The organism is Malacoplasma iowae, assembly GCF_900660615.1.
Classification (GTDB): domain Bacteria; phylum Bacillota_I; class Bacilli_A; order Mycoplasmatales; family Mycoplasmoidaceae; genus Malacoplasma; species Malacoplasma iowae.
In genome coordinates, this window is the sequence record NZ_LR215023.1 from 1,076,887 (window position 1) to 1,103,828 (window position 26,942).

Here is a 26,942-nt window from a genome sequence, read left to right on the forward strand (position 1 = left end):
CAAAAATTATTTTAAAAAATGTTGAATGATAAATTTGTTAACTTCGTCAAAAATAGTTTGGTTATTTTCCAATAGTTGTCTTGCATCAATTTTTAAAATGTTATCAGAAAGTTGTTTTTTAATTATTTTTTCATAATTAAAATCTTCGTCATTTTTTAAACTTAATCTTAAAACATTGTTTTCAAAACATACATTTAAGCTTTTAAGATTTGCTTCTTCTGGAATTCTATCAAGCCCAAAAATATTTACTGAAGTAACATCTTTTAGTTCTTCTAAATAACTAGTGTTATCACTTAAATTTACAAATTCTATATTTTCATTTGAAAACATTGAATTATTCAAAAAGTAAGAATAATTACTTTTGTTTGTTGATAAAAATATATTTTTATCATTTAATCTGTTTATTAATACAGATATATTAGGATTGTTGTTTATGCTAGAAACTAATAATCCTCTAATACATACTAACTGGGTCAGACTAAAAATATTTTTTGATAAATACTTATCTTTGTTTTTACAAAATTTAATATTATTACCAGAATCTGAAATCAATAAAACTTTTTCATTAATAAAAAAGTGTTTGAACATATTTTGCATATCTCACATAGAAAGATGTGACAAAATAGCAATATTATTTTGATTAATTAAAAAATTTCAAAAAGCTTCATATTTATTAAATTCTGATTGATTGATATTAAAATATTTAATTCCTGTAAAATCAATTAATAAAGTTTTTTCTTTATCAAAATTAAAGTTAATATTTTTTACATAATCTAATGCTTTTTTAACACCTTTTTTATTTTTTATTTGTTTATTGGCCCAAGAGTATAAAGTTTTATTTTTGTTGCCTAAACATATTTTGTGGCCAGCTTTTTTAAACATAGAAATATCATTTCCAGAATCTCCTATGGCTACAAATTTAAGAGGGTTTATTTTTTCAAGATTACTTAAAAAATCCAAACCATCCCCCTTACTTGCATTAAGACCAGTTATTTCAATGCAGTGCCTTGAAGTTAGAGAAACAGTTAAGTCTTTTTCAAAATTATTTTTAAGTAGTTGTCCAAAATCAGTAAATTTTTTGTGTGAAAATAATCCAAAATTAAAAACTAATATTTTATAAATTTCATCATCATTTGACATTTCTTTTAGATCTACTATCTTTCCATAATTAAATTTATTCATAAGTCATTTTAAATTAATCTTATGAGTATAAATTTTTCTATTTTCAATTCCTTTTTTTGAATAAATTCATAAAGCAAAATTATTATCTTTTATTAAATTTACCAATTGACTAAAAATATTTGAATCTATAAGAGATTCATATATTATTTTGTTTTCAATTAAATTAAAAATTAAAGAACCGTTAAGTGAAATTAAGTATTTGTTTTTTAAAGATGTGAATTTTTCAATAGTATCGTTGAAAATGGTGGCAGAAACAGGTCATCTTCCTGTACAAATAGCAATTTGATTGCCGTCAATTAAAAATTGTTTTATTCCTTCCAAATTATGTTTTGAAATTTTGCTACGATGAGATAGCAAAGTCCCATCAAGGTCAATCAAAGCTAAAAGTCTGTTTTCCATTTTCACTTCCAATCTATTTAAAAACTAATAATAGTATACAAAAAAAACCTAAAAAAACAATTAAATTTTTAAAAAAATAAAATTATTGATTTTTTAGGTTTTTGCTCGATTGACATGTGAAGTGCAACACTCAAAAAAGAGTGTGCACTTCATTTGTTTTGTTTGTAAGTGTTCACTAATAAAAAGATAATGAATATTAGGAGTGCTTATGAAAACTTATAAACATTTAACAAAAGAAGAAAGATGCTTAATTTATTTTCTTTGAAATAAAGAAAAATATTCTATGAATAAGATTGCAAAAATCTTAAATAAAAACAAATCAACAATATCAAGAGAATTAAAAAGAAACACATCTTCAACAGGGATTTATTATTCATCAACTGCTCACAAAAAATACATTAGAAGAAAATCAAATTGTCATATGTTTTTTATGTTGAAGTACAAAAACTTCACAGATCTTTTTATTCAAAAATTTAATCCTAAATCTCATGGTGTAGAAGCTACAATTTTTTGAATAAAAGAAAACTATCCGTTAGTTAAAGTTCCAAGTGCTAGGCAAGTATTTAGATGAATCAATAGCAAGATTTGAAAGATACAAAGAAGAGATTGTTTAAGAAGAAAATATGTTAAAGGAAAAAGAAGAAAAATAGGTATATTTTCTAAAATTGATGGAAAATACTGCATTCCTTATAGTCTAAGACCAGAAAAGATAAACAATAGAAAAGAATTTGGACATTGAGAAGCTGATCTAATAGTTAGTAAAAGGCAAAGTGGTTATTACCACTTATTGACATTAGTGGAAAGAAAAACAAGGTTGGCAATTATTAGAAAAATAAAAGGGAAGAACGCTAGATCAATGATGGCTAAAATGTATACCATTATTCGAGATGAAAAACTCCCAATAAAAAGCATCACTGTTGATAATGGGTTAGAGTTTCAAATGATGGGAATAACTGCAAAACAATTCAACTTTAAAGTTTATTATTGCCAACCTTATTCTTCATTCCAAAGAGGGTCCAACGAGAACATAAATGGGATAGTTAGAAGATGATATAAAAAAGGAACTGACTTCAGTTTAGTAAGTGAAGATAAAATAAAAACTCTTGAATGAAAAGTAAACAACATCCCAAGAAAAATGTTTGGTTATAAAACAGCTTACCAAATGTATCAAGAAAATATTTAAAACAAAAAAACTCTCAACTTATATTTCAAAGTCGAGAGTTTAATGTAACATTGAAGTGTTGCACTTCACATGTCAGTTAGGGAAAAACCTAAAAAAACAATTAAATTTTTAAAAAAATAAAATTATTGATTTTTTAGGTTTTTTATATAAATTTATATTTTTGAAAAAACAATTTTTTTTATTGTTTTTCCAGCTGAATGTCACTTTCTTTCATATTCGGTTGGGACATTAAATTTGATTTCTTCTTTATCACTATATAAATCATATGATAAGTAATGAATATTCATATTATTACTTTTTACAACATCTACAGTATAGTCAAATAAAATGTCATTGTCAGTTTTAAATTCTATAACCCCACCATCTTTTAAAATATTAAAAAAAATATTTAAAAAACTTATATTTGTTAGTCGATTTTTTTCATGTTGTTTTTTAGGTCATGGGTCAGAAAAATTTAAATAAATTTTATCAACTTCGCCCTTTCCAAAAACTGAGTTTAATTCTTTTGCATCTGTTGATATTATTTTTAAATTATTTCTCATTTCCTTATTCACTTTTGATAATGCTTTATATAAAACTGTTGGAAATTTATCTATGGCAACATAGTTTATATTTTCATTGTTTTTTGACAAAGAATTAATAAAATCACCTTTACCACAACCGATTTCAATATGTATTTCATTATTATTTTTAAAAACTTGTTTTTTTCAATTATTAATATATTCAAGATGATTAATTATAAAAACATTAGTGTCATTAAAAAGTTTCTCTTCGTATTTTCTATTTCTTCTAAGTCTACCCATAACATGTAAAATTTTATAATAAAAAAAATTTATTGATATTTTTTTTATTTAAGATTAATATAATTTAATATAAAAACAAAATTATTATTTACGGACGTATAAAAATGCAAATAATGACCACAGTCAAACAAAAAACTAAAGATGCCTTTCGAGGTAGTAGAGCTTTATTTTATTTAATTAATACAACTTATTGAAATGGAATTTTTGGGCCATTTTTTTCTTTTGTATTTCCAATTATTTTTATAACTATACTTGGTAACATGTTAGGTTATGACCAAATCCTTGGTGGAAGTTTAATTGTACCATCAATGTCTGTTGCAATGTGTTCAATGCCTCAAGCAATTTTTGAATTTAAAAAATCTTCGCTACTAAAAAGGATTGGTGTTACTCCAATAAAACCATCTCTTTTTTTATTCATTAGTAGTTTATATTATTTTGTCGCAATGTTCATCTCCATATTTTGATGCATATTATTTTCAATGTTAATTTTTGGAATAAATTATTGGGGTTCTGGAAAAGAAATTTTTTCCATTGCAAGTAGTACAAAAATATATGCAATGAATTTTAAAGATACACTAAATAATGTAAATTGATTTGGGTTTATTTGGGGACAAACATTTTCAATTATTATTGGTATAAGTATTGGTATATTTTTGGTTTCAATTGGTAGATCAACTATAAGCATACAAACAACAGGTATCTCTATATTAATAACATCAATGTTTTTAGCAGTAACTGTTATACCACTAGGTTTAGTTAGAGAAGAAGAGGGTTTTTGATATGCAGGGTATGTATTATCACCTTTTAAAGGTGCATCAAATATGGTACTTGAATCTTGATATGGTAACTTTAAAGGTATTGATAGTTCAACACAAACAATGATGTTTGAAAAATCTAATATTTTTAATTTTGATCAAAACTTTACATTCATTAATATAAAAAATCCAACAACACAATTAATAGTTCTTAAAAAAGCTGAAAAAATTGTTTCAATGTTTAGTGTTTTTTTATGAATAGCTTTATTTTCGGGATTAGCAATTTGAAAATTTAAATGAAATGTGAGGTAAACAATGTTTGGTTTTAATAAAAAAATAGGCAAAATTAAATATGATATTGAAAAAATAACTGATCAATCAATCATTAAATCTCTAAAAGAAAATGAAAATACAAATATGTCAGATGAAGTTATAATCAATGAAAATAAAGATGATAAAAAGTTATTAATAGAAGTTAAAAACTTAACTAAAGTTTTTGGACACAAAGAAAACAAAGTAACAGCTATTAATGGTGTGAATTTAAATATATATCAAAACCAAAACATTGCTTTGCTTGGTGGCAATGGTGCTGGCAAAACAACTTTTGTTGAAATACTATCTGGTTTAAACAAACAAACAAGTGGAGAAATAAAATATCATTTTGAAGATAATTATAATTTTAAAGAATATATAGGAATCCAATTTCAAGATAGTTCATATCCTGTTGGTATTAAAGTTAGACAAGTAATAAAGTTCATTACAAAAATTTCAAAAATAGCAATTAATAAAGACACTTTAAATGCAATGCTTTGCATCTTTGGAATAGATGAATTTTATAATAAAAAAGCTTCTAGTTTATCAGGTGGACAACAACAAAGATTAAATTGTTTATTAGCGATTTTAAACAAACCTAAATTTATAATACTTGATGAACTTTCAACAGGTTTAGATGTAACAATAAGAAATAAAATAAAAACATTTATAAAAGAATATGCAAAAGAAAACAATATTACAATATTGATCGTTTCTCATGACATGGATGAAGTGGATTATATAGCAGATAGAATTGTAATTATGAAAAAAGGTGTAGTATATCTTGATATGGATAAAAAAGATGTAATAAAAAAATACAAAACACTTAATAACTGTATTAGCAACTATATTTAATTAGTTGCTTTTTTATTTGTGTTTAAAAAGAAAATGTTTGCAAAACCAATAATAATTGCATTTTCATCAATTATATAATCAAAATCAGAAATAATATCATGGCACTCGCCACCTGAAATAATACATGCCATTGTTTGATTTTCAACTTTAAGTTTTGCTTGTTTATAAAAACTATTCACAAATCCAGATCTAATATTATTAACTCCACTTTCTAAAGCTTTAATGGTGTTATCACCAAAAAAAGTTAATTCTTTTTTGTTTAAATTAATGACATCAATCATATGAACACGATTAATAAATTCATCAAATGAAGTACCAATTCCTGGAGCTATACTAGCTCCTAAAAATTCATTTTCTATTAACAAAACAGCAAATATTGCTGTGCCAAAAGAAAAACCAACAGCATTTTTATTTTTCAAACTACAATATTCAGATAAAGCTAATAAATCTTGACCAATTGTTTTTTTGTTTGGCAAATTAAATTTAAAACTAACTTTTACATTTTCTTGGTCTATTAAAAAAGGTGTTACATTAAAAATTTTTTTTATTAAACAAAAAAATTTATTAGTTATATGAGAAACAACAGAACCAATTATAGCTCCATCAATATTAATATTTTCTGATAGTGATAATAATTTTTTTGAAATAAATCTTTTTGAAATTTTCTCTGTGGTTTTAAACATTAATTTATTTAAAACATTTAAATTGCTATTAACAATTGCTATTTTTATATATGAATTTCCAATGTCAACAACAATTATATTAGATACCATAATACACCTACAAAGCTTTAAAATATATGTTTTAATTCATGGTTTTAATTATAATAAATTAAATAATGTTATTAGTAAAAATAAATTAAATAATTTTATTGTTAATAATAAATTAAATAATGTTATTAATAAAAATAAATCTTTTTGAAAAAATAATATTTGTTATTCATATATACTTATTTTAGTTAAGGAGACAATATGTTAACAGCAAGCGATATAGTTATAACTATCATTGGATATTTAGGCGCTGTAGGTATTGCCATTTTTAGTATGCCTGAAGTGTTTAATGTCATAAGAAAGAAAAAAACAAATCATATTAATATGGCTTTATTTTTGATATTGATGATTAGTTCTTTCTGCTTTGTGATTAGTGGATTTTATAACATTGCAAAAGATATTAGTTCTGGAGTTGATGCAATTAAATGGTCATTTGCATTGGCTGTTGCAATTGCAAATGTAATGTCTGGTTTATCTGCTGGAATTGTTGTATTTGTAAAAACTTACAACATAATTATGGGTAAAAAAAATAAAATGACAGAAGAAGAATATGGAAACTACAGGGCAAATAAAAAAAGCCAAGAAATAACAAAAACTAATTAAATAAAAAACTAGATAAATAAGTTTATTAAACTTTATTGTCTAGTTTTTTCCCTAACTGACATGTGAAGTGCAACACTTCAATGTTACATTAAACTCTCGACTTTGAAATATAAGTTGAGAGTTTTTTGTTTTAAATATTTTCTTGATACATTTGGTAAGCTGTTTTATAACCAAACATTTTTCTTGGGATGTTGTTTACTTTTCATTCAAGAGTTTTTATTTTATCTTCACTTACTAAACTGAAGTCAGTTCCTTTTTTATATCATCTTCTAACTATCCCATTTATGTTCTCGTTGGACCCTCTTTGGAATGAAGAATAAGGTTGGCAATAATAAACTTTAAAGTTGAATTGTTTTGCAGTTATTCCCATCATTTGAAACTCTAACCCATTATCAACAGTGATGCTTTTTATTGGGAGTTTTTCATCTCGAATAATGGTATACATTTTAGCCATCATTGATCTAGCGTTTTTCCCTTTTATTTTTCTAATAATTGCCAACCTTGTTTTTCTTTCTACTAATGTTAATAAGTGGTAATAACCACTTTGCCTTTTACTAACTATTAGATCAGCTTCTCAATGTCCAAATTCTTTTCTATTGTTTATCTTTTCTGGTCTTAGACTATAAGGAATGCAGTATTTTCCATAAATTTTAGAAAATATACCTATTTTTCTTCTTTTTTCTTTAACATATTTTCTTCTTAAACAATCTCTTCTTTGTATCTTTCAAATCTTGCTATTGATTCATCTAAATACTTGCCTAGCACTTGGAACTTTAACTAATGGATAGTTTTCTTTTATTCAAAAAATTGTAGCTTCTACACCATGAGATTTAGGATTAAATTTTTGAATAAAAAGATCTGTGAAGTTTTTGTACTTCAACATAAAAAACATATGACAATTTGATTTTCTTCTAATGTATTTTTTGTGAGCAGATGATGAATAATAAATTCCTGCTGAAGATGTGTTTCTCTTCAACTCTCTTGATATTGTTGATTTGTTTTTATTTAAGATTTTTGCAATCTTATTCATAGAATATTTTTCTTTATTTCAAAGAAAATAAATTAAGCATCTTTCTTCTTTTGTTAAATGTTTATAAGTTTTCATAAGCACTCCTAATATTCATTATCTTTTTATTAGTGAACACTTACAAACAAAACAAATGAAGTGCACACTCTTTTTCGAGTGTTGCACTTCACATGTCAGTCGAGCAAAAAACTAGATAAATAAGTTTATTAAACTTTATTGTCTAGTTTTTTATAATTATTAAAAATAACTTTATTATTTTGAAAATTTATTTTTTATTTTTAGATATTAATTTTAAATATAAATTAAAAATAATAATGCTAATTAATGGGTCATAAAAAGTTTTGAAGTGAACTATTCTATCATATTCGTCCAATGTATTTTTATAGTTACCAATTACTATGTTGTTTTCAACATCAGGAAAAATACCATCAATTCCAGAAATTGTAAATATAGGAACATTATTTTTCTTAAAGTAATCTAAAACCTTTGTTTCAAATTCATCTAATTTAGAAAAAGCTTTTGTAATAATAAAAATTGAATCTTCAGAAATACCAAATTCTTGAATTAATTTAAAACGATAATAACTTTCAATACGATATATCTTTATACCAAGATAGTGACTGAAAATATCAAAACTGTTAATTGCAAAAATTTGATCTGGTTGATAAACATAAATATTTTTGCAATTAAAAATAGCATCTTGTAATTTTTTGTGAATATTTCAATCAACTGTTTTATAGTCCATCATTAATTGCTTACAGTATGATTGAAAATTAAGTTCAGAAAATAAATCAATATCCATGTTATTGTTAGATATTGTTTTATCTAAATCTTTATTTAATTGTTTGTTAAAAACAATTAAAGATTTTAGTTCATCGATATAAACACCTGTATAAAATCCTTTCATTTCTGTAGCCGTGTTAAAACCTATTTTCTTTGCTAGTCTTTGAATAGTAGTAGCTGAGAATGGCTTATTTTCACAAAAAACGTTTAAATTATGCATCTTAAGAAATTCTTCTGGATTATCGTTAATGTAGTCTATTGCAGATAATTCAGAAAAAGAAAATTCACTTTCGTTATAATTCTTAATTAATTTAATATTATTTTTTGTTGTCATAATATTTCCGTTTACCTTAATAATATTATTATTTTAACAACAAAACATTTAATAACAAAAACGAAATATTTTATTTACTTTTGGTAAAAAATTGAGACTTTACCCACTTTTTATACAAACAAAACAAAAAAAAGAATACAAAATAAAATATCTATTTTGACCAAAAACAAAATAGATATTAAAAAAATATTAATTATTATTTGCTAAATACTTTTCTATTTCTTTCAAAGCTTCATCAAAGTTGTTTACAAAAACTCCATATTCAAGTATTCCGCCTAAAACATAATGATTAAATCCGTAAGTTGGAACATTATAATTTGATGCATCTTTTAATCTAATATCTGAATTCACACAAACAATAAATTTTTTTGTTGCAATTGCAATTCCTAATTCAACTAAAGTTCCAGGATCATTATTTGTTAAATCAGCTAAAAAAATATCTGAATCTAAAATAGCTTTTGTATCATTAATAAAAATTTCATTAGGAGTTGGCAAACTACTTTTATTAGTATTAAAAGGTTGATCAATAGGATTGAATAAATTTATGTTAGGAAATTTATTTCTTATCATTTCACCTTCATATTTTCTTTGTTTTATTTCTGCTTCATTAAATAAAGGACCAGCTATATATAACTTCATAAAATCTCACTCTCTCTACATTTAAATTATAAAAATGTTTTATTTTTTCTTTTTATAATTTAAAAAATTATTTTTATTTTTAGATTGAATTTGATCCAACATTTTTAAATAATCTAGATATCTTTGTTTATAAATTTTGTTTTCATTAACTTTTTTAATAACATTACATCCAACACTATTACTATCATGCAAACAATTGGAAAATTTACACTCTGAAGCATACATTCTAAAGTCATTATATGACCTTGCTAAATCTTCTGCTGAAAAATCAAATTCTATAGATGAAAATCCAGGAGTATCAATAAAAAAACCATTGTTAAATTTAACTAATGACGCTGTTGTTGTTGTATGTTTACCACGATTCAAAGACTTTGATATTTCTTGTGTTGCAATTTGTGAATTAGGAATAATTTTATTAATAAGAGTTGATTTACCAACACCTGATTGTCCTGCAAGACAACAAACTATTTCATCTTTGAATAATGATTTAAAAAAATCAATATCTTTTTTATCATTAGAATTTAAACAAATATATTTATCTTTTTTATAAGCTTTAAAAATTTCATTAAAGTCTTTTAACTCTTTTTGAGTAAGCAAATCCATTTTTGTAAAAATAATAATAACTTTGTCAATATTAAAAGATTCATAGAATGCTATAAATTTATTTAATAAAAAACTATTGAAGTCAGGTTTTTTTACAGAATAAACTATTGCTAAATAATCAATATTTGCAACAGAAGGTCTTTTGATATAATTTTTTCTTTCTAATACATTTTCTATCACAAATGAATTATCTATAAGGTTATAGTTTACAACATCGCCAACCATTATATTAATTTCACTTTTTATTTTTTTTCTTGGAAAAGCTATAACTTCTTCTTTTTTTTCTTTATCAAAAATTGTAAAATTTAGTGCTGTTTTCTTTATAACAGTTCCTATCATAAATTACCCAATAACAAAAATATAATTGATAAAAAAGTAACTAATCCAAATACAACAACACAACCTAAAACTCATTTATTTTTACATATACTTTTTCATAATGTAAAATTTTCTTTTAATTCTAATAATAATTTACCTTGATAAGTTCTTTTATAGTAAGGTTTTAAAGTATCATCTTCTTTATCATTTTTTGTGTACTTATTTTGTATTCTTTTCACATCATCAATTATTTCTTCAACACAACTATATCTTAAATGTTTATCATTATCTTTTGATGCAGTTAGTCTTAAAAAAACATTTTCAACATCATTTGTTATAGTTGGATTAATATACTTCATTGGAGTAATATCATAATCAGCAAATAATTTTATTGTGCTACTATCATTTTCATCACTAATTTCAAAAGGTTTATCTCCAATTAACATTTCATAAAATATAATTCCTAAAGAATGAAAATCAAATTGCTTAGTAATTATTGGAATTCTTTTTCCTTCAGAAAAAGTACAATTAAAAGCATCAGGTGTTACATATGGCACTGTTCCAAAAAAACTAGTTTCATTTGTTAAAAAATTATTTTTACCATTTGGTTCGATAACAGTACAGACACCAAAGTCTGAAATTTTAGCTTCTAAAAGATCTGAAGAAGTAAGAATGTTTTCTGGTTTTAAATCACGATGAATTATACTTCTATCTTGATTGTGCATATATTGAATTCCAATAAGAATTTTTTCAAAAAAATACAATGTTTCAACTAATGAAAAACAACTTCTATCTCTCAAAACAATTTTAAGAGACTCTCCATCCATATATTCCATTACAGTTTTAACAACATCTGAATCATTATTATCATAGTTAAAAAGTTTAACTATGTTAACATCACTTTTTTTTGAAAGTCTTGCATTAGTAACTGCTTCATCTAAAATTTTATTTCATTGGTCACTTGTTGTATCACTAGTTTTTGTAATTATTTTTATAGCAGCATTTTTATATTTATCTGGGATGTCTTTATCATTACCAACATATTTGCCCAAATAAACTTCAGAATTCATACCACCAGTACCTAGTAATTCAACTAGTTTATAGTTCATGTAAATTGTATTAATTAGATTTTTGTTTTGCATATTAATTAACCATTTCACCATTTAAAGTAAATCTTGAAGCACTTGTTATTTTAACTTTCACTATATCACCAGGATTAGCTTCTCCTTTGAAATTAACAATTTTTCATTGAGGAGAATATCCTGATAAAGTTGATTCATCTTTTTTAGAAGGTCCTTCAACTAAAACATCTAATGTAGATCCAACAAATTTCATATTGTTTGTTTTAGCATAAGTTTTAACTAATTCATTCAACTCGTTTAGTCTATCTTTTTTCTCTTGTAGTTCTATACTATCTGGTAATTGTGCTGCAACAGTTCCATCTCTTTTTGAATAAACAAAAGTAAATGCATTATCAAATTGAATTGTGTTATAAAGACTTAATGTTTTTTCAAATTGCTCCCTTGACTCATTTGGGAAACCAACAATAATATCTGTTGTAATTGAACAATTTGGAATACTTTCTTTTATATAATTAACTAAACCAATATAGTCTTCAATTCTCATTGGACGATTCATTCTTTTTAAAATAAGTTCATCCCCACTTTGAATTGGTAAATGAATATGTGGCATTATGTTAGGATGTGATTTCATTACATCAACAATTTCTTTTGTAAAATTTCATGGATTGCTAGTAGTGAATCTTAATCTTTTAATTCCTGTTTCAGCAACATCTTTTAATAAATCATGAAAAAGATATTTCTTATCATTTTTAAAGTCAATTCCATATGAATTAACATTTTGTCCTATTAACGTAACTTCTTTATATCCTTCTTTTATTAAAGATTTAACTTCATCAAGTATATCTTCTTTGCTTCTACTTCTAATTTTTCCCCTAGTAAATGGAACAATACAATATGTGCAAAATTTATCACAACCATACATAACATTAACAAAAGCTTTAATATTACTATTTCTAAATGAAGGTAAATTTTCAATGATATCACCTTCTTTTGACCAAACTTCAATTATTAAATTTTTTTCAAAAATAACTTGTTCTAAAATATTTAAAACTCTATGAATGTTATGGGTACCAAATATAAAATCTATGTTGCTATTACTCTTTAAAATTTTATTAACAATTGATTCTTCTTGAGCCATACAGCCACACATTCCAAAAATAAAATTTGGATTAGTTTTCTTAATTTTGTCCAAGACTCCAATATCTGCAAAAACTTTTTGCTCTGCGTGTTCTCTAACAGCACAAGTATTTAATAATACTAAATCAGCATCGTTAATTGAATCAGTATGAGTGTAACCTATCATCTCTAATATTCCCATTAATGTTTCAGAATCTCTAACATTTGATTGGCAACCAAAAGTTTTTATATGAAATTTTTTACCAACACCATAATTAACTAAATTTTCAGGAATGTTAAAACTATCTCTAACTATTTTTGATTCTTCAATTCTTTTTCTTGCATTCTTAATATTTGGTAAGAAATATTTAGATGTGTCTCTTTTTGGTTTATTCATAAAAACTCCATAGTAATTTCAAAAGTAAGCAATACATAATTTATAATAATATTATATAATTACTAATAATATTAAAAAATATTTTTAGAGGTGTTATGAAATTTAAAAAAAGGATAATTTTTGCTGCGGGTTTAGCAACTTCCTCGCTTGTTATACCATTTGTTTTAACGTCATGTTCTTCAAATAGTATTTCTTCTCAAACTGTTAAATTAGTTTCAAATTCTTATACAAATCAAAAATATTCTACTTTATCACAAACAAATTTAAGTGTAAAAGATGCTGTTTATGGATCTTCATACAATTCTGGAAATTATTTGTTTGTTTATGGAACTACAAGTTCTAGTGATGTTAGATCATTCCTTTATGGGCCAAATGGAAATGCTGGAGCTGGTACAAACTTAACAGTAGATGAACAAAATTTTTCAACTAGTGATTTTATGAGAAATTTTTACTCTAGTTCAACAATAAAAAACAATAATGTAAAGCTAGTTTTATTTATAGATTTGCTACCATATAACGAAAACGCAGGTGGGCCATCAGCAACAAATGGTGAAGAAACTCCTTTTGATACTTATTCATCTCAAGAAGTATTAGATTTAGCAAATAAAGTTAATGTCCCAAATGAATCAACACCAGGAAAATATACAGAACAAAATTTACCTCTAGAATATAGATTTATGATAGGTTCATACAAAAGAAGAGATAATAGTGCTGCAGCTTATAGAAATTTTTATAACTATATTTCAGTTTTAAGACCATCTCTAAAAGACACAGCAAAAACAGGTGGAATGTTGGCCTTTAAAAATGGAAAATCTCCAGCTTCTTTTTCAATAACTGAAAAAATTGATAGCATTAATACTTATTATCAAACAAAATAATTAAATGTTAATTTAAATTAAATTACTGAATATTAATATTCAATTACCTAAAAATGTAATTTATATTTTTGATTTTGGTTTATATAGATAAAATATTGTATAAAACATTAAATAATAAAATCGGCTTGAATAGGGCTGTTTTTTTTTTTTTTTTTTAATTGTAAGCAATACAAGAACTTTAATAATTTATTAAATTTTAATATGTAATATCTTTTTATATTAAGTTAAGAATTCATGTTCTTTTTTTTAGTGTAAAATGATTAAATTCATAATATTTTTTATACAAAACAAATGTAATTAACTTATTTATATAGTTAATTAGATTTAAATATTTTCAAATATCATATATTCATAATACACATTCATTTAAAATGTTTGTTATTTGTCAATTTTTTTCATTTAATTAAAGAAAACATAATAGTTGAATCTTTTTAGTTAAAGTTCAGCATCGATAATAGTTGCCATAAATAATTTTTAAAATAATGAAATAGCATCACTTCATAAAAGTTACAATTAATTACTAAAACAAATAAAAATTGTAATTTATGTTTTAAAATATGTAATTTTAATATTATATTAATTCCACCAAGAAACAATTAAAAACATATTTTTTTACTTGAATATATACAGTTATATTCAAATAAAAAAAGTGAGCGCTATTAAAAATAGCGCTACACATAAAATGTTAATTATTAAATATAAGAAATGCGGTTTTAGTTAATATATAAAAATTAAATTTATTTTTTATAAAGATAATATTATTGTCCTAATGAAGTCGCTAATTGTTCAACAGTTTTTGAAGCATTTTTTCAAATAGCTTTTTCATTTTCTGTATTGCTTAAGCTTATTCCAAATGTAACTTCAGATGTTTTTCCATTAGTGTTATATTTATTATTGCCATTAGCAGTTAATGTAAAAGCTTTTTTGAAAGCAAAACCTTTATTTAAAGTTAAAGTAAGAGTAATAGTATCTTTGAAACCTTCATCTTGTGCATCAGTTACTTGATTTGACTTGTAAGAAATTGAAACACCATTATAAAGTGGAATTTGTTGAGTCTTTGAAGATTGATCAATTTTTTCAATAAACTTGTTAAATATTTTTTGGTTTTGTAAGTTTTTTCTAAGAATTTCTGTAGCAGACACAGTCTCATTTCAACCCATTTCAAATGATTTATTTCCAAAAAAAGTTTTTGTGATGTTCATGAATTTTCCACCATCTACAGTAGTATCAATGATGTAAGCATTTGGAACATTCACTTGTAATGGATGTTGAGTTTGATTATCTGATTTTTGTGAAACAATTTTATATGTGTTAAAATTCAAATTTAAATCTGTATTTTGTCCATTATTCAAAGTTGTAGAAACTAGTATATTGTATTCTCCATTGTAATCTGTTTTGGAAACATCTCTTTGTTTCATTTCAATTTGAATACCAAGTAATTTTTCTTTAGTTAAACCATCGATTCCAAGATCAGAAATTATTGTATCTTCTTTTAATAATGTTGAATCAATGCCATCACCATCAACATGTTCATTATCTAAACTTTTGCTACTATCTAATCAACCTAAAGCTTTAAGAATTCCTTCATCTGTAACAGTTTTTCACAAACCAATAGAATCATTATCAGATGTTGCCATTTCTGCTAATGTTATAGTTTTTTTACTATCAGAATTTGTTACAAAAGTTTGTTCAATTAAAGGTGTACTTGTAACAGTATAAGTGAACACCACTTCTTCTGATGTAGATTGATTATTACCAAATGAAGCCTTTAAATTAATAGTTGGATTAAAGTTAATTACATTTGATGGAATAGATAGAGTGTAATTTGTAGAAGTTCTAACATCTCTTTTTGTTCTAACTATGTTTGTTTTAGTAGTATCTTCTGCTTTAATTGCAACTAATAAATTTCCATTCTCATCAACCTTAATATCAGCATCAGCTAAACTGGCTTTTTTAGTACCAAGACTTGATATAGCATTTTTTGCAATTTTTTCTATATTAGTGTTTAAAAAATCTCTTAATTCTTTATTTGATTTAAATTCTAATTTTTCATCTGAATTCGCTGTATCTTTAGAACCTTTTCAATCAACTTTTGTTGAATTGCTTGTTTTGTTTCATTCATCAAAAGACATTGAACCTCAATTGTCATTATCTCAGCCAACTAAACTAGTATCTAAACTTATATTATTTTTTTCACTTTCTGGAATACATACTCAGTTAGCAATAACTGATTCTTTCTTAGAATTCAAAACAAATTTAACATTAGTGTTAACATCATCTGCTTTACTTGATGTAGTAATGAATTCATCTAAACTTCCAATTCCACTAATTGATTTTTTTAATTGTGGAGTAACAGTTGCACTTTGTGATGTGCTTTTCTTTTTACATGATGTTAACATCACTGGGGTAGCTCCAACAATACCCAAACAACCAATTATACCTATGGTTTTTAATAATTTTATTTTCATATTTTTCTTTCCTATCCTTAAAAATTTACAAAAAGTATACTCAAAAAAAAAAAAAAAAAAGCAAGTCTGAAAAGTAAAAATTAATAAATTTTAAGAACATATTTAATACAAAAATAACTTGTGTTTTGTTTTTTAAAAAAAACATAAATTATAACTAAAAAGGTTCATAATTCAAAAATGTTTAAGTTTTAAATCATTGGAAAAATTGTTTTGTATCAAAATAGTTTATTTGATAAAAATGGTGTTTATTATTTATGTTTAAACTTAACTATAAATTGATGTTGAATTACTATTTTGCTTAAAGCCAAATAATATAAATATTTTTTAAAATGTTGCAACATAATAAAATCAATTTATTCTTTATAAATTAACTTGCATTAATATTCAATTTTTTATTTAACATTTTAATAAAATTACTTAACTTTTTTAAAGAACAAAAAATTAAACACAAACTTATTTTTCATCCATGTTTAATGTTTTTTAAAGTATCAATTTTTAATAACAATAAATTGTAATGGGATTTCAATTAATATAAATAAAAAATCCGCACACTAGTGCGGAGTAATAAAAAGTTATATGATTATCAATCTATAAGCGATTAAGCATATACAATTTTTTTTGAACCTTTTCATCCTAGACTATACTGATGGTTAAGATTTATTTTTGTTTAATTAAAAACTGTATAAATCTAATTACCAGAAAGGAATTACACCTTATTCAAAAGATTCTTACATATAAAGTATATCACATTTTCAAAAAAATCAAAAGATTTTTTATTTTTTTTATTTTTTTTAAAACATATCAGTTTTAAATAATTTTGTTTTCTTTTTTTAAAAAATAAGTCTATGATTTATAACTAGTAATTTTTAAAAGTAAATTAAACATAAAATATGTTCACTTTATGTTCTTGATGATTTTAAAAATCATTTAAAATATTATCTATTAACTAAAGTTGATATAAACTTTAAAAAATTTATAAGAAAACAAATTAAGATATTGTTTATTAGTTTTCTAAAATATTTAATAAAAATATTTCTATTAACTCAAATTTAATATGTGAATATAAAAAAGCACAAATAATATAAGTTATTTGTGCTTTCAAAATTATATTAGAATTGTTTAACTATATTTATTGGTTTATTGTTTTGAGGTCTAATTTTTTGTTTTAAATCATTTGATAATTCAATTCATTTATCAAAGTTTTTTGTATCCACATCATTTTTTGTAATCATATACATAAATGGTGAATATAAATGAAACACTTGATTGTTTGTTTTATATTTAACCTCAACATCCATAAAGTAAATACCTTTATTATCTTCATCAACTTTACCAATAACATATTTTTCTTTTCTTAAAGGATTATCTCATGTTTGTAATGTATTAAGTTGTTTAGTTTTAAAATCATATCTTTTTAAATAAACTTTAGTATCATAATTTGCTCTGATTTGAGATCAATTATAGTTTAAAGATAAAGTATATCTTTGATCATATCAATTATAAACAAATTTATCATAGTAGTTTGTTTGTCCTACTGGTGTTGAAGGATGAGTGTTATCTGTATATTCAATATTAGGTTGTTCTGGCTGATTAACCACATTGTCATCATCAGTTATAGCAAAGTAAAAATGATCTGTGTTGTATTCTATTGAATTATCATTGTTATGCATTTTTATATAATATTTACCATTCGGATTATCACTATATTTTTCAAAGTATGATTTTTTAATTATAGGTTTATACAAATCATTAGCTATTAATTCATATTTATTGCTATCTTTTGGTAAAAAATATATGTCATATAGTAATGCAGTATTATATTGATCTTTTGATAAATTATGAAAACTATCAAACCCAGGATTTATATTATCAAAATAATAACCATATTTTTCAAATGAATCTTTGTCAATTAGATAAATATCTGATGAAACACTACTTGCAATATTGCCTTTTTTAGATAATAAAGATTTTTCAAATTCATCACTATAATTTTTAACTTTTACTAAATCATTATAAGCTGATCCAGAAGTTTTAAAATTTTTAAAATATTTATTATATTCATTTTTCTTTTCTAAAGTAGTTTGTTGATTTTCAGTTCCTATTTGGTGAGTGTTACCAATTAATTTATAATAAATGCTAGCTGTTTTAACAGCACTTGAATCTAAATATTGATCATTTTTAACTTGTACTTCAGTTGGCAAATCATATTTTTTAATAATTGATGCAATTGTTTTCCCACCATTATCTTTAAAACTATATTCAATACATAATTTATCATTATCAAAGAAAAATGTTTGAAAGAAAGCCTTTTCTGTTTTGTATTCAACACCATTTTCATCTTTATATAAAACTTCATTAGGAATATCTATGCTTTTTGTGTTTTCCCAATTTGTATCCTTAAAGTTGTGGAAATAAATTTTTGTTTTGCTGTTAACTGGTTTTGGATCCATATAATTTGGTCTTTCAAAAACTGAAAAAGCCATTCAATCATTATATAAACCAAGATATGGTGAAGAATATCTTTTGTTACCAAAAGAATATAAATCATTCAATATTTCTTGTGGAATACTAAATTCTTCTCTATTTGAGTTATTCATTGATGTTTTATAAAATTTAATTTTTCTTTGATTATCTATAATCATGCTATATCATTCATTTTTATATCAAACTGGTCTTGATTGTTTATTTTGTAAATTACCAAAACCATTTCTAATATTAGTGTAAGTACCTAAATTTTCTAAGTATTTTCTGTCAGACGAAACTTTAACTTGTTTGTTTTTAAAAGGTGAATATCAAGGGCTACTTAAAAATCTAAAAAAACTATTTTGTTTTAGACTGTAATCAATATTTCCGCCCTCAATATCTGAAACTGGTTCTAAAAAGTTACCCCAAGCACCACCACCATTACTTATTACATAAGCACTTGGTCAAGTTGTTTCTGCTTTATAATCACCACTTGTAGCATCCATAATATATCACTTCTTTTGATTTGAATTGTCTGCATCAATTCATACTCAAGTAACAGCATGTCCAGGATAACTAACTTGTGGATGAGAAAACATATCACTAGCAGTATTCATAAATGCTGGAACACCAATTAAGTTTAATAAGAAAGCAGCAGTAAATGCATAATGAACACAAACTCCTAAGTGTTTCATATAAGCTCCATATGGGTCAACTGCTGAATCACCATATGCAATATATGACATAACAAAGTTAAAAACTGATAAAGCCTTATCCAAATCACTCATATCAGGACGATAATAATTAGTTAGAAATAATCTAACCATTTGAAAAAAAGCATCTCTTTGTTCTGATTGAATTGTAATTAAATCTGCTGTGTTTCCTATTTTTGATTCTTTAACATAAAATTTATGTTCATCAAAAAATTTAGTGTAATTATTTCTTCATTGATTCAATACATCATAGTCAAATTTTTGACTTGGATCATCACTATCAGTATGGAAATAAGGCACAATGTTTTCAAAGGAAATTCAAGGATATAATGCTCAATTTTCAGCCAATCATTTAATATAAATGTTTGATAGTCAATCAGTTTCAATTTTTCTTTGTCCAAATGTATGAACTCTACCTAATTGCCCATTATTAACTATGTATGTGAAATAATCATAGACTTCTTTTTCACTTACTTTTTCTTTCATTGGTAAAGGAACATTTCCTCAACGAGTTAAAATGTTTTTATTTTGTGTATTTGGATTAGTAATTCAATACTCTTGATTTTGTTCTTGATCTTTTGGTGTGTTAGGAGCAAGCATGTAATCAACATCTTTTATATATTCTTTTTCATCTGGTACTACTGGAGGTTCAACTGGTTTTTCTTCTGGAGGAATTTCTGGAGAAGTTTCTGGTTGATCTACTGGTGGGTTCACAGGTGGTGTTGTAGTATTATCTTCACCCGGTGCTGAACCAGGTTTATCAGTTGGTGGCACTATAGTTGGTGTATCTGGAGTATTAGTTACTAAACTACTTCCATTTCAACAAGATGTTAAAACTGTAGGCAATATTAAAAGTCCAGCTAAAGCTGTGGAACCAATCATCATTATTTTAAGTTTTTTTCATTTTTTCATATTACACCTATCTCCTTAATCTTTCTTTACCCGATTATAACAAAATAAAAATATAGTAAAAGAATGTAAAACAATTTCTTATTTTTATTATGTCAAACCTTTTTTATTTATTTATTTAAAATTATTTTACTAACAAAAAAAAAAAAAAAACAATCCTTTTTTGCAGGATTGTTGTCTGTTATTTTACATGACGTTTTATTATTTTTGTGGTTTGGGATTTTCTTTTAAAATTTCTTCTTTCAATTGTTTAGATAAATTAACTCATTCACTAAAGTTTTTTGAATCAACATCATTTTTTGTAATCATGTACATGAATGAAGAATATAAATGGAATTTTTTTTGATTGTTTTTATATTTAAGTTCTATATCTAAATAGTAAATCCCTTTATTATTTTCATTAATTTTACCAATTACATATTTTTCTTTTTTTAATGGATCATTTCAAGTTTTTAAAGTTTTGATTTTTTTAGTTTTAAATTCAAATGATTTTAAGTTTACAGTTATATCGTAATTTGTATTTATTCTAGATCATTGATAGTTAAATAATAGTTGATACTCTTTGTCATATCAATCATAAATAAATCTATCATAATAATTTGTTTGCCCTTGTGGTGTATAAGGTGTTAATACCTCTGTGTAATCAATTCTTGGTTGTTCTGGAATATAAGCAACATTTTTACTATCGCTTATTGCAAAGTAGAATGGTTCAGTTTCATATAAAAGCGAATTATCTTGATTATGCATTCTTATATAATATTTACCATTAGGGTTATTATTATACTCTTTAAAATATGATTTTTTAATTATTGGTTTATATAAATCTTTTTGTAAAAGTTTGTATTCATTAGAAGATTCTGGAGCAAAATATATATCATATTTTAAAGTTGTATTATATTGATCATTTGATAAGTTGTAGAAACTATCAAATCCAGGATTTATATCATCAAAATAATAACCATATTGGTCAAATGTATCTTGTTCACTAAGATATATATCTGATGATATTCCACTTGCAACATTTTCTTTTGCAGTTAATAAAGACTTTTCAAAATTATCACTATATTCTTTAAGTTTTATTACATCCTCATAAGGCTTGTTAGTTGATTTAAAATCATTATAATATTTGTTATAATTTTCTTTCATTTCTAAAGTTATTTGTTGATTTTCAACACCTATTTTATGTGTATTTCCAACAAGTTTGTAATAAATTTTTGCATTTTCAACAACTTTAGAATCTAAATACGTATCATTTTTAATTTGTACTTTTTCTGGTAAATCATATCTTTTAATTACTGAAGCAAAAGTTTTACCACCATTATTTTTAAAACTATATTCAATACATAATTGATCATTATCAAAGAAGAAAGTTTGGAAAGTAGCATTTTCTGTTTTATATTCTTTACCATTTTCATCAGTGTATAAAACTTCATTTTCTATTTCCATAGTTTGAGTATTTTTTCAATCTGAATCTTTAAAGTTGTGGAAATAAATTTTTCTTGCTTTTTTAAATGGAGTTCCCATTGTATAGTCTGGAGTTTCAAAAACAGAAAATGCCATTCAATCATTATAAGTACCAGCAAATGGTTTTGAATATTTTACATTATTATTAGCTTTTATATCTCTAATTATTTCATCTGGAATATTGATTTCTTCTTTATTTGCATCATTCATTGATGTCTTATAAATTTTAACATCTCTATCATTTTCAATGATAAGACTATATCAATTGTTGTTGTATCAAATAGGTCTAGATTGGCTATTTTTGTTGCTACCAAAACTTGATCTTATATTTTGATATGTACCTTTATTATTTAAATATGAATAGTCAGGAGAAACTTTTACATTTTTATTTTTAAATGGAGAATATCAAGGCCCATTTAAAAACTGGAAAAAACTATTTTGAGATAAATTATAATCAATGTTTCCACCTTCAATATCAGAAACTGGATCTAGGAAGAAACTTCAATTACTACCACTAGTTGAAACATAAGCACTAGGTCATGTAGTTTCTCCTTCATAATCACTAAATGTTGCATCCATTATATATCATTTCTTTTCGCCTGAATTATCTGCATCAATTCAAACCCAATTTACAGCATGACCTGGACGAGAAACATTTGGGTGACTATATAAATTATGAGCAGTATTCATAAATGATGGAACACCAATTAAATTCAATAAGAAAGCTGCAGTAAATGCATAATGAACACAAACTCCCATGTGTTTCATATAAGCACCATAAGGGTCATTGTTAGAATCTCCATATGCAATATATGACATTACAAAGTTAAATACAGTTAATGCTTTATCTAAGTCGCTCATTCCAGGACGATAATAGTTTGTTAAAAACAATCTTATCATTTCAAAATATGCATCTCTTTGTTGAGACTGAATTGTAATGAAATCTGCTGAATTACTAAATTTATTACGATTCATATAAAATTTATTTTTTTCAAAATATTCAGGATATTTTCCTCTTCAAGTAACTAAGTCATCATAATCAAAATCTTGAGTTGGATCTAATTTATTTGTTTCAAAATAAGCTGGATGATTTTCAAAAGACATTCATGGATATAAAGTTCAGTTTTTTATCAATCATTCTATAAATACATTAATAATTCAATCAGTTTCAATTTTTCTTTTTCCAAAAGTGTATGGTCTACCAATTTGGTTATTAACTGCAACATATGTGAAATAATTATAAGCATCATCTTTGCTTACATCATTTTTCATTGGCAATGGAACATTTCCCCATTCTTGAAGAATGTAATCATTTTGCGTATTAGGATTTGTTATTCAATACTCTTTATTATCCTCTTGTCCAGATGGTGTATTTGATGCTAAAAAATAATCAACACCTTTAATATAACCTTCTTTATCTGGTTCAACTGGTGGAATTACTGGTGTTTCATCTGATGGGTTTTCTGGAGAAGTTTCTGGTGGACTTACAGGTGGTGTTGTTGGTTCATTTGTGGAATCATCAACTGGTGGAACAACTGGATTTCCAGGATTAGATGTTGAACCATCACCAGGAATAGAACCCGAATCATTTGATGGTGGAACAACAGTTGGATAATTAGGTGTATTTGTTACAATATTACTTCCATTTCAACAAGATGTTAAAACTGTTGGAACAATCAGAAGTGTAGCCATTGCTGCTGTACCAACCATCACTCTAAATTTTTTCATTTTTTTCATATTCAAACTCCATAACCATAAAGAATACTTTACTCGATTATAACAAAATAAAAATTTTAAAAAAGGTTTATAAAATATATAAAAAAAATTAACATTGATTTATTTAAATTTATTAACATTAAATTTTTATGATTGTCTTGTTATTTTAAAAAGAATATATATTAAATTTATAGTGTTATATTTTTGCTTTAAATAAAAAAGTATAAGCAATTATAGCTTATACCTACTTTTTTATATTTTAGAATTATTAGCTTTAATTAATGTTTTTAATTCATTTGATAAACTAACTCACTTAGTAAAGTTATTTGAATCAACATCGTTTTTTGTCATCATATACATAAATGGTGAATATAAATTAAATACTTTTGAATCTGATTTGTATTTAATTTCTACATCATAAAAGTAAATTCCTTTATTATCTTCAGTAATTTTTCCAATATCATATTTTTCATTTCGCAAAGGATCATATCAAGTTTTTAATGTTTTAATTTGTTTAGTTTTAAAATCATATCTTTTCAAGCTGACATTAACATCATAAGTTGCACTAATTTTAGATCACTGATAACTAAAAGACAATGTATATTTTTGGTCATATCAATTATAAATAAACTTATCATAATAATTTGTCTGACCTTGCGGCAAAGATGGAGACAAATTATCTGTATATAAAATTTTTGGTTGTTCTGGTTGAATGGCAACATTCTTTGAATCAGTTATAGCAAAATAGAATGGGTCAGTATTATAAGTTAAAGTATCATTATAATTATGTATCTTTATATAATACTTTCCATTTGGGCTGCTATTATATTTTTCAAAATCTGTTTTTTTAATTACAGGTTTGTATAAATCCTTGGCAATTAAGTCATATTGGTCATCTGATTTTGATGAAAAATAAATGTCATATTTTAAAGCTGTATTATATTGATCATTATTTAAATTATAAAAACTATCAAATCCAGGATTTATATCATCAAAATAATAACCATATTGTTCAAAAGCACTTTCTTCAATAAGGTATATGTCTGATGAAACTCCACTTGCTATATTTTCTTTTGCTGTCAATAATGATTTTTCAAATTTATCACTATAATCTTTAAGAGTTAGTAAATCATTATAAGGTTTATCAGATGCTTTAAATTTATCAAAATATTCATTATATTTTTCTTTATTTTCCAAAGTTACTTGTTGATTTTCTGTACCAACTTGGTGAGTGTTGCCCATTAGTCTATAATATATTTTTGCATTTTCCACTACTTTTCAATCTAGGTATTTATCATTTTTAATTTGAACTTCTTTTGGTAATTCATATCTTTTAATTGTTGTTCCAATTGTATTTCCAGCATTATCTTTAAAACTAAATTCAATGCATAGTTTGTCACTATCAAAAAAGAATGTTTGAAAAAATGCTTTATTTGTTTCGTATTTATTTCCTTTTTCATCCACAAATAAAACTTCATCTGGAATATCAAATGTTTGTGTATTTTCTCAATTTGTATCATTGAAATTATGAAAATATATTTTTCTTTTGTTTTCGAGTGGTTTTTGATTCATATAGTCAGGTTTTTCAAAAACAGAAAATGCTAATCAATCATTGTAAGTTCCAAAAAACGGATTAGAATATTTTGTTCTTCCAAGGGTTCCTAATTCACTTATTATATTATTTGGAACATAAAATTCTTCTTTAACAGTATTTCCCATTGATGTTTTATAAAATTTAATTTGTGTATCGTTTTCAATTACCATACTATATCAATTTTTGTTAAATCAAACTGGTTTAGATTGTTTATAAGTGCTTTTTCCAAAACTATTTTTAATATTATAAAATGTACCCATTTGATCCAAATAATCATAATTCTCAGAAATTTTTACTTGTTGATTTTTATATGGTGAATATCAAGGCCCATTCAAAAATTCAAAAAAACTATTTTGTTTTAAATTGTAATCTATGTTACCACCAGGTATATCAGAAACAGGATTTAAAAAATAGTTTCATGTACCATTGCTGCTTAAAATATAAGCACTTGGTCAAGTAGTTTCACCCTTATAATCACTAGCTGTAGCGTCCATAATATATCACTTTTTTTGATTTGAATTATCACCATCAATTCAAACTCATGTTACAGCATGTCCTGGTGGTTCTATACCCGGATGAGAAAGCATGTCTCCAGCTATATTCATAAATGCTGGAACACCAATTAAATTTAATAGAAAAGCAGATGTAAATGAATAATGTACACAAACACCCATATGTTTCATATAAACACCATATGGATCTTTAGAAGAATCTCCATATGCAATATATGTCATTACAAAGTCAAAAACCGCTAAAGCTTTATCTAAATCACTCATTCCCGGACGATAATAATTTATTAAAAATAATCTTATCATTTCAAAGAATTTTTCTCTTTGTTGTGATTCAATAGTAATTAAATCTGCAGTGTTACTAAATTTATTATTTTTTATATAAAATTTATTTTGATCAAAAAACTTATCATAATTGCCTCTTCATTTGTCTAAAATTCAATAATCATATTTTTGAGAACTATCCATATTGTCAGTGTGAAAATATGCTGGGTCATTTTCAAATGACATTCAAGGATATAAAGCTCAATTTTCAACTAATCATTGAATGTAAATATTGGCAATTCAATCAGTTTCAATTTTTCTTTCCCCAAAACTATAAGATCTACCTAATTGTCCATTGTTGGCAACATAAGTAAAATAATCATAAACCTCTTCTGCAGTTACATTTTCTTTCATTGGTAAAGGAACATTTCCTCAACGAGTTAAAATGTTTTTATTTTGAGTGTTAGGATTAGTTATTCAATATTCTTTATTTTCTTCTTGGCCTTTTGGTGTATTTGGATCTAAAAAATAATCTACATATTTTATATAACATTCTTTATCTGGTGTAATAGGTGGGGTTACTGGTTTTTCATCTGGTGGAGTTGTATTATTATCTTCTCCAGGGTTTGTTCCAGGTTTTTCTGTTGGTGGAATTGGATTATCAGGTGTATTAGTTACAATTTCATTACCACTTCAACAAGAAGTTAAAACTGTTGGAACAATTAAAAGAACTGCTAAAGTTGTTGAGCCAAATAGCATTACTTTAAATTTTTTTCATTTTTTCATAACAACCCCCTTCATTT

18 protein-coding genes are annotated in these 26,942 nt (G+C 24.5%); 5 read left to right on the forward strand and 13 right to left on the reverse strand.

All coding sequences use genetic code 4. The features are described from left to right. Window positions 1–6: 6 nt before the first annotated feature. Window positions 7–1,581, reverse strand: coding sequence for a Cof-type HAD-IIB family hydrolase (locus tag EXC57_RS04350; protein WP_004025384.1), 1,575 nt, complete (start codon window positions 1,579–1,581; stop codon window positions 7–9). A gap of 208 nt (window positions 1,582–1,789) precedes the next feature. On the opposite strand from EXC57_RS04350, the gene EXC57_RS04355 reads away from it, so the two are divergent. Then, a complete protein-coding gene (locus EXC57_RS04355) occupies window positions 1,790–2,764 on the forward strand; it encodes an IS30 family transposase (RefSeq protein WP_129692495.1) in 975 nt (324 codons plus the stop codon). 152 nt (window positions 2,765–2,916) lie between these two features. On the opposite strand, the gene trmB is transcribed toward EXC57_RS04355, so the two are convergent. After that, window positions 2,917–3,567, reverse strand: a complete 651-nt coding sequence (gene trmB / locus EXC57_RS04360) for a tRNA (guanosine(46)-N7)-methyltransferase TrmB (protein WP_004025383.1) — start codon at window positions 3,565–3,567, stop codon at window positions 2,917–2,919. A gap of 104 nt (window positions 3,568–3,671) precedes the next feature. Here trmB and EXC57_RS04365 point away from each other — a divergent pair, with 104 nt between their 5' ends. Together EXC57_RS04365 and EXC57_RS04370 are read left to right on the forward strand one after the other, a co-directional pair. Beyond that, the gene (locus EXC57_RS04365; protein ID WP_004025382.1) at window positions 3,672–4,634 is read left to right on the forward strand and encodes a hypothetical protein; all 963 of its coding nucleotides are present in this window, start codon (window positions 3,672–3,674) and stop codon (window positions 4,632–4,634) included. 3 nt (window positions 4,635–4,637) lie between these two features. Further along, on the forward strand, window positions 4,638–5,489 hold the full coding sequence (locus EXC57_RS04370) for an ABC transporter ATP-binding protein (RefSeq protein WP_129692688.1): 852 nt from the start codon (window positions 4,638–4,640) through the stop codon (window positions 5,487–5,489). On the opposite strand, the gene EXC57_RS04375 is transcribed toward EXC57_RS04370, so the two are convergent. Next, entirely contained in the window at window positions 5,486–6,262 is a 777-nt protein-coding gene (locus EXC57_RS04375) for a type III pantothenate kinase (protein ID WP_004025380.1), read from the reverse strand. The two genes, EXC57_RS04370 and EXC57_RS04375, sit on opposite strands and share 4 nt — an antisense overlap. Window positions 6,263–6,460: 198 nt before the next feature. Here EXC57_RS04375 and EXC57_RS04380 point away from each other — a divergent pair, with 198 nt between their 5' ends. Beyond that, the gene (locus EXC57_RS04380; RefSeq protein ID WP_004025378.1) at window positions 6,461–6,862 is read left to right on the forward strand and encodes a hypothetical protein; all 402 of its coding nucleotides are present in this window, start codon (window positions 6,461–6,463) and stop codon (window positions 6,860–6,862) included. Window positions 6,863–6,992: 130 nt separating this feature from the next. Here EXC57_RS04380 and EXC57_RS04385 read toward each other — a convergent pair whose 3' ends face one another. From EXC57_RS04385 to miaB, 6 genes are all read right to left on the reverse strand, one after another. After that, window positions 6,993–7,967: an IS30 family transposase gene (locus EXC57_RS04385; protein WP_129692520.1), complete on the reverse strand. Its 975-nt coding sequence runs from the start codon at window positions 7,965–7,967 to the stop codon at window positions 6,993–6,995. Window positions 7,968–8,154: 187 nt separating this feature from the next. Continuing rightward, window positions 8,155–9,006 carry a MurR/RpiR family transcriptional regulator gene (locus EXC57_RS04390; protein ID WP_004025200.1) on the reverse strand — a complete coding sequence of 284 codons (852 nt, stop codon included), beginning with the start codon at window positions 9,004–9,006 and terminating at the stop codon, window positions 8,155–8,157. 189 nt (window positions 9,007–9,195) lie between these two features. Next, a complete protein-coding gene (locus EXC57_RS04395) occupies window positions 9,196–9,645 on the reverse strand; it encodes a nucleoside 2-deoxyribosyltransferase (RefSeq protein ID WP_004025199.1) in 450 nt (149 codons plus the stop codon). A gap of 39 nt (window positions 9,646–9,684) precedes the next feature. Then, window positions 9,685–10,587 carry a ribosome small subunit-dependent GTPase A gene (gene rsgA / locus EXC57_RS04400; RefSeq protein ID WP_004025198.1) on the reverse strand — a complete coding sequence of 301 codons (903 nt, stop codon included), beginning with the start codon at window positions 10,585–10,587 and terminating at the stop codon, window positions 9,685–9,687. Further along, window positions 10,581–11,708, reverse strand: coding sequence for a serine/threonine-protein kinase (locus EXC57_RS04405; RefSeq protein WP_036452621.1), 1,128 nt, complete (start codon window positions 11,706–11,708; stop codon window positions 10,581–10,583). The genes rsgA and EXC57_RS04405 overlap by 7 nt, the downstream gene beginning before the upstream one ends. 1 nt (window position 11,709) lies before the next feature. Further along, window positions 11,710–13,161 (reverse strand): tRNA (N6-isopentenyl adenosine(37)-C2)-methylthiotransferase MiaB, encoded by a 1,452-nt coding sequence (miaB, locus tag EXC57_RS04410; RefSeq protein WP_004025196.1) that lies wholly within the window; start codon window positions 13,159–13,161, stop codon window positions 11,710–11,712. A gap of 95 nt (window positions 13,162–13,256) precedes the next feature. Here miaB and EXC57_RS04415 point away from each other — a divergent pair, with 95 nt between their 5' ends. Continuing rightward, on the forward strand, window positions 13,257–14,039 hold the full coding sequence (locus EXC57_RS04415) for a DUF6856 family protein (protein WP_004025195.1): 783 nt from the start codon (window positions 13,257–13,259) through the stop codon (window positions 14,037–14,039). Window positions 14,040–14,797: 758 nt separating this feature from the next. On the opposite strand, the gene EXC57_RS04420 is transcribed toward EXC57_RS04415, so the two are convergent. From EXC57_RS04420 to EXC57_RS04435, 4 genes are all read right to left on the reverse strand, one after another. After that, a complete protein-coding gene (locus EXC57_RS04420; protein WP_129692689.1) occupies window positions 14,798–16,507 on the reverse strand; it encodes a hypothetical protein in 1,710 nt (569 codons plus the stop codon). Between the two features lie 1,109 nt (window positions 16,508–17,616). Further along, window positions 17,617–20,595, reverse strand: a complete 2,979-nt coding sequence (locus EXC57_RS04425; RefSeq protein ID WP_004024983.1) for a transglutaminase-like domain-containing protein — start codon at window positions 20,593–20,595, stop codon at window positions 17,617–17,619. Window positions 20,596–20,793: 198 nt separating this feature from the next. Continuing rightward, window positions 20,794–23,793, reverse strand: a complete 3,000-nt coding sequence (locus tag EXC57_RS04430; RefSeq protein WP_004024984.1) for a transglutaminase-like domain-containing protein — start codon at window positions 23,791–23,793, stop codon at window positions 20,794–20,796. A 231-nt stretch (window positions 23,794–24,024) separates the two neighbouring features. Beyond that, a complete protein-coding gene (locus tag EXC57_RS04435) occupies window positions 24,025–26,925 on the reverse strand; it encodes a transglutaminase-like domain-containing protein (protein WP_129692690.1) in 2,901 nt (966 codons plus the stop codon). Window positions 26,926–26,942 lie beyond the last annotated feature (17 nt).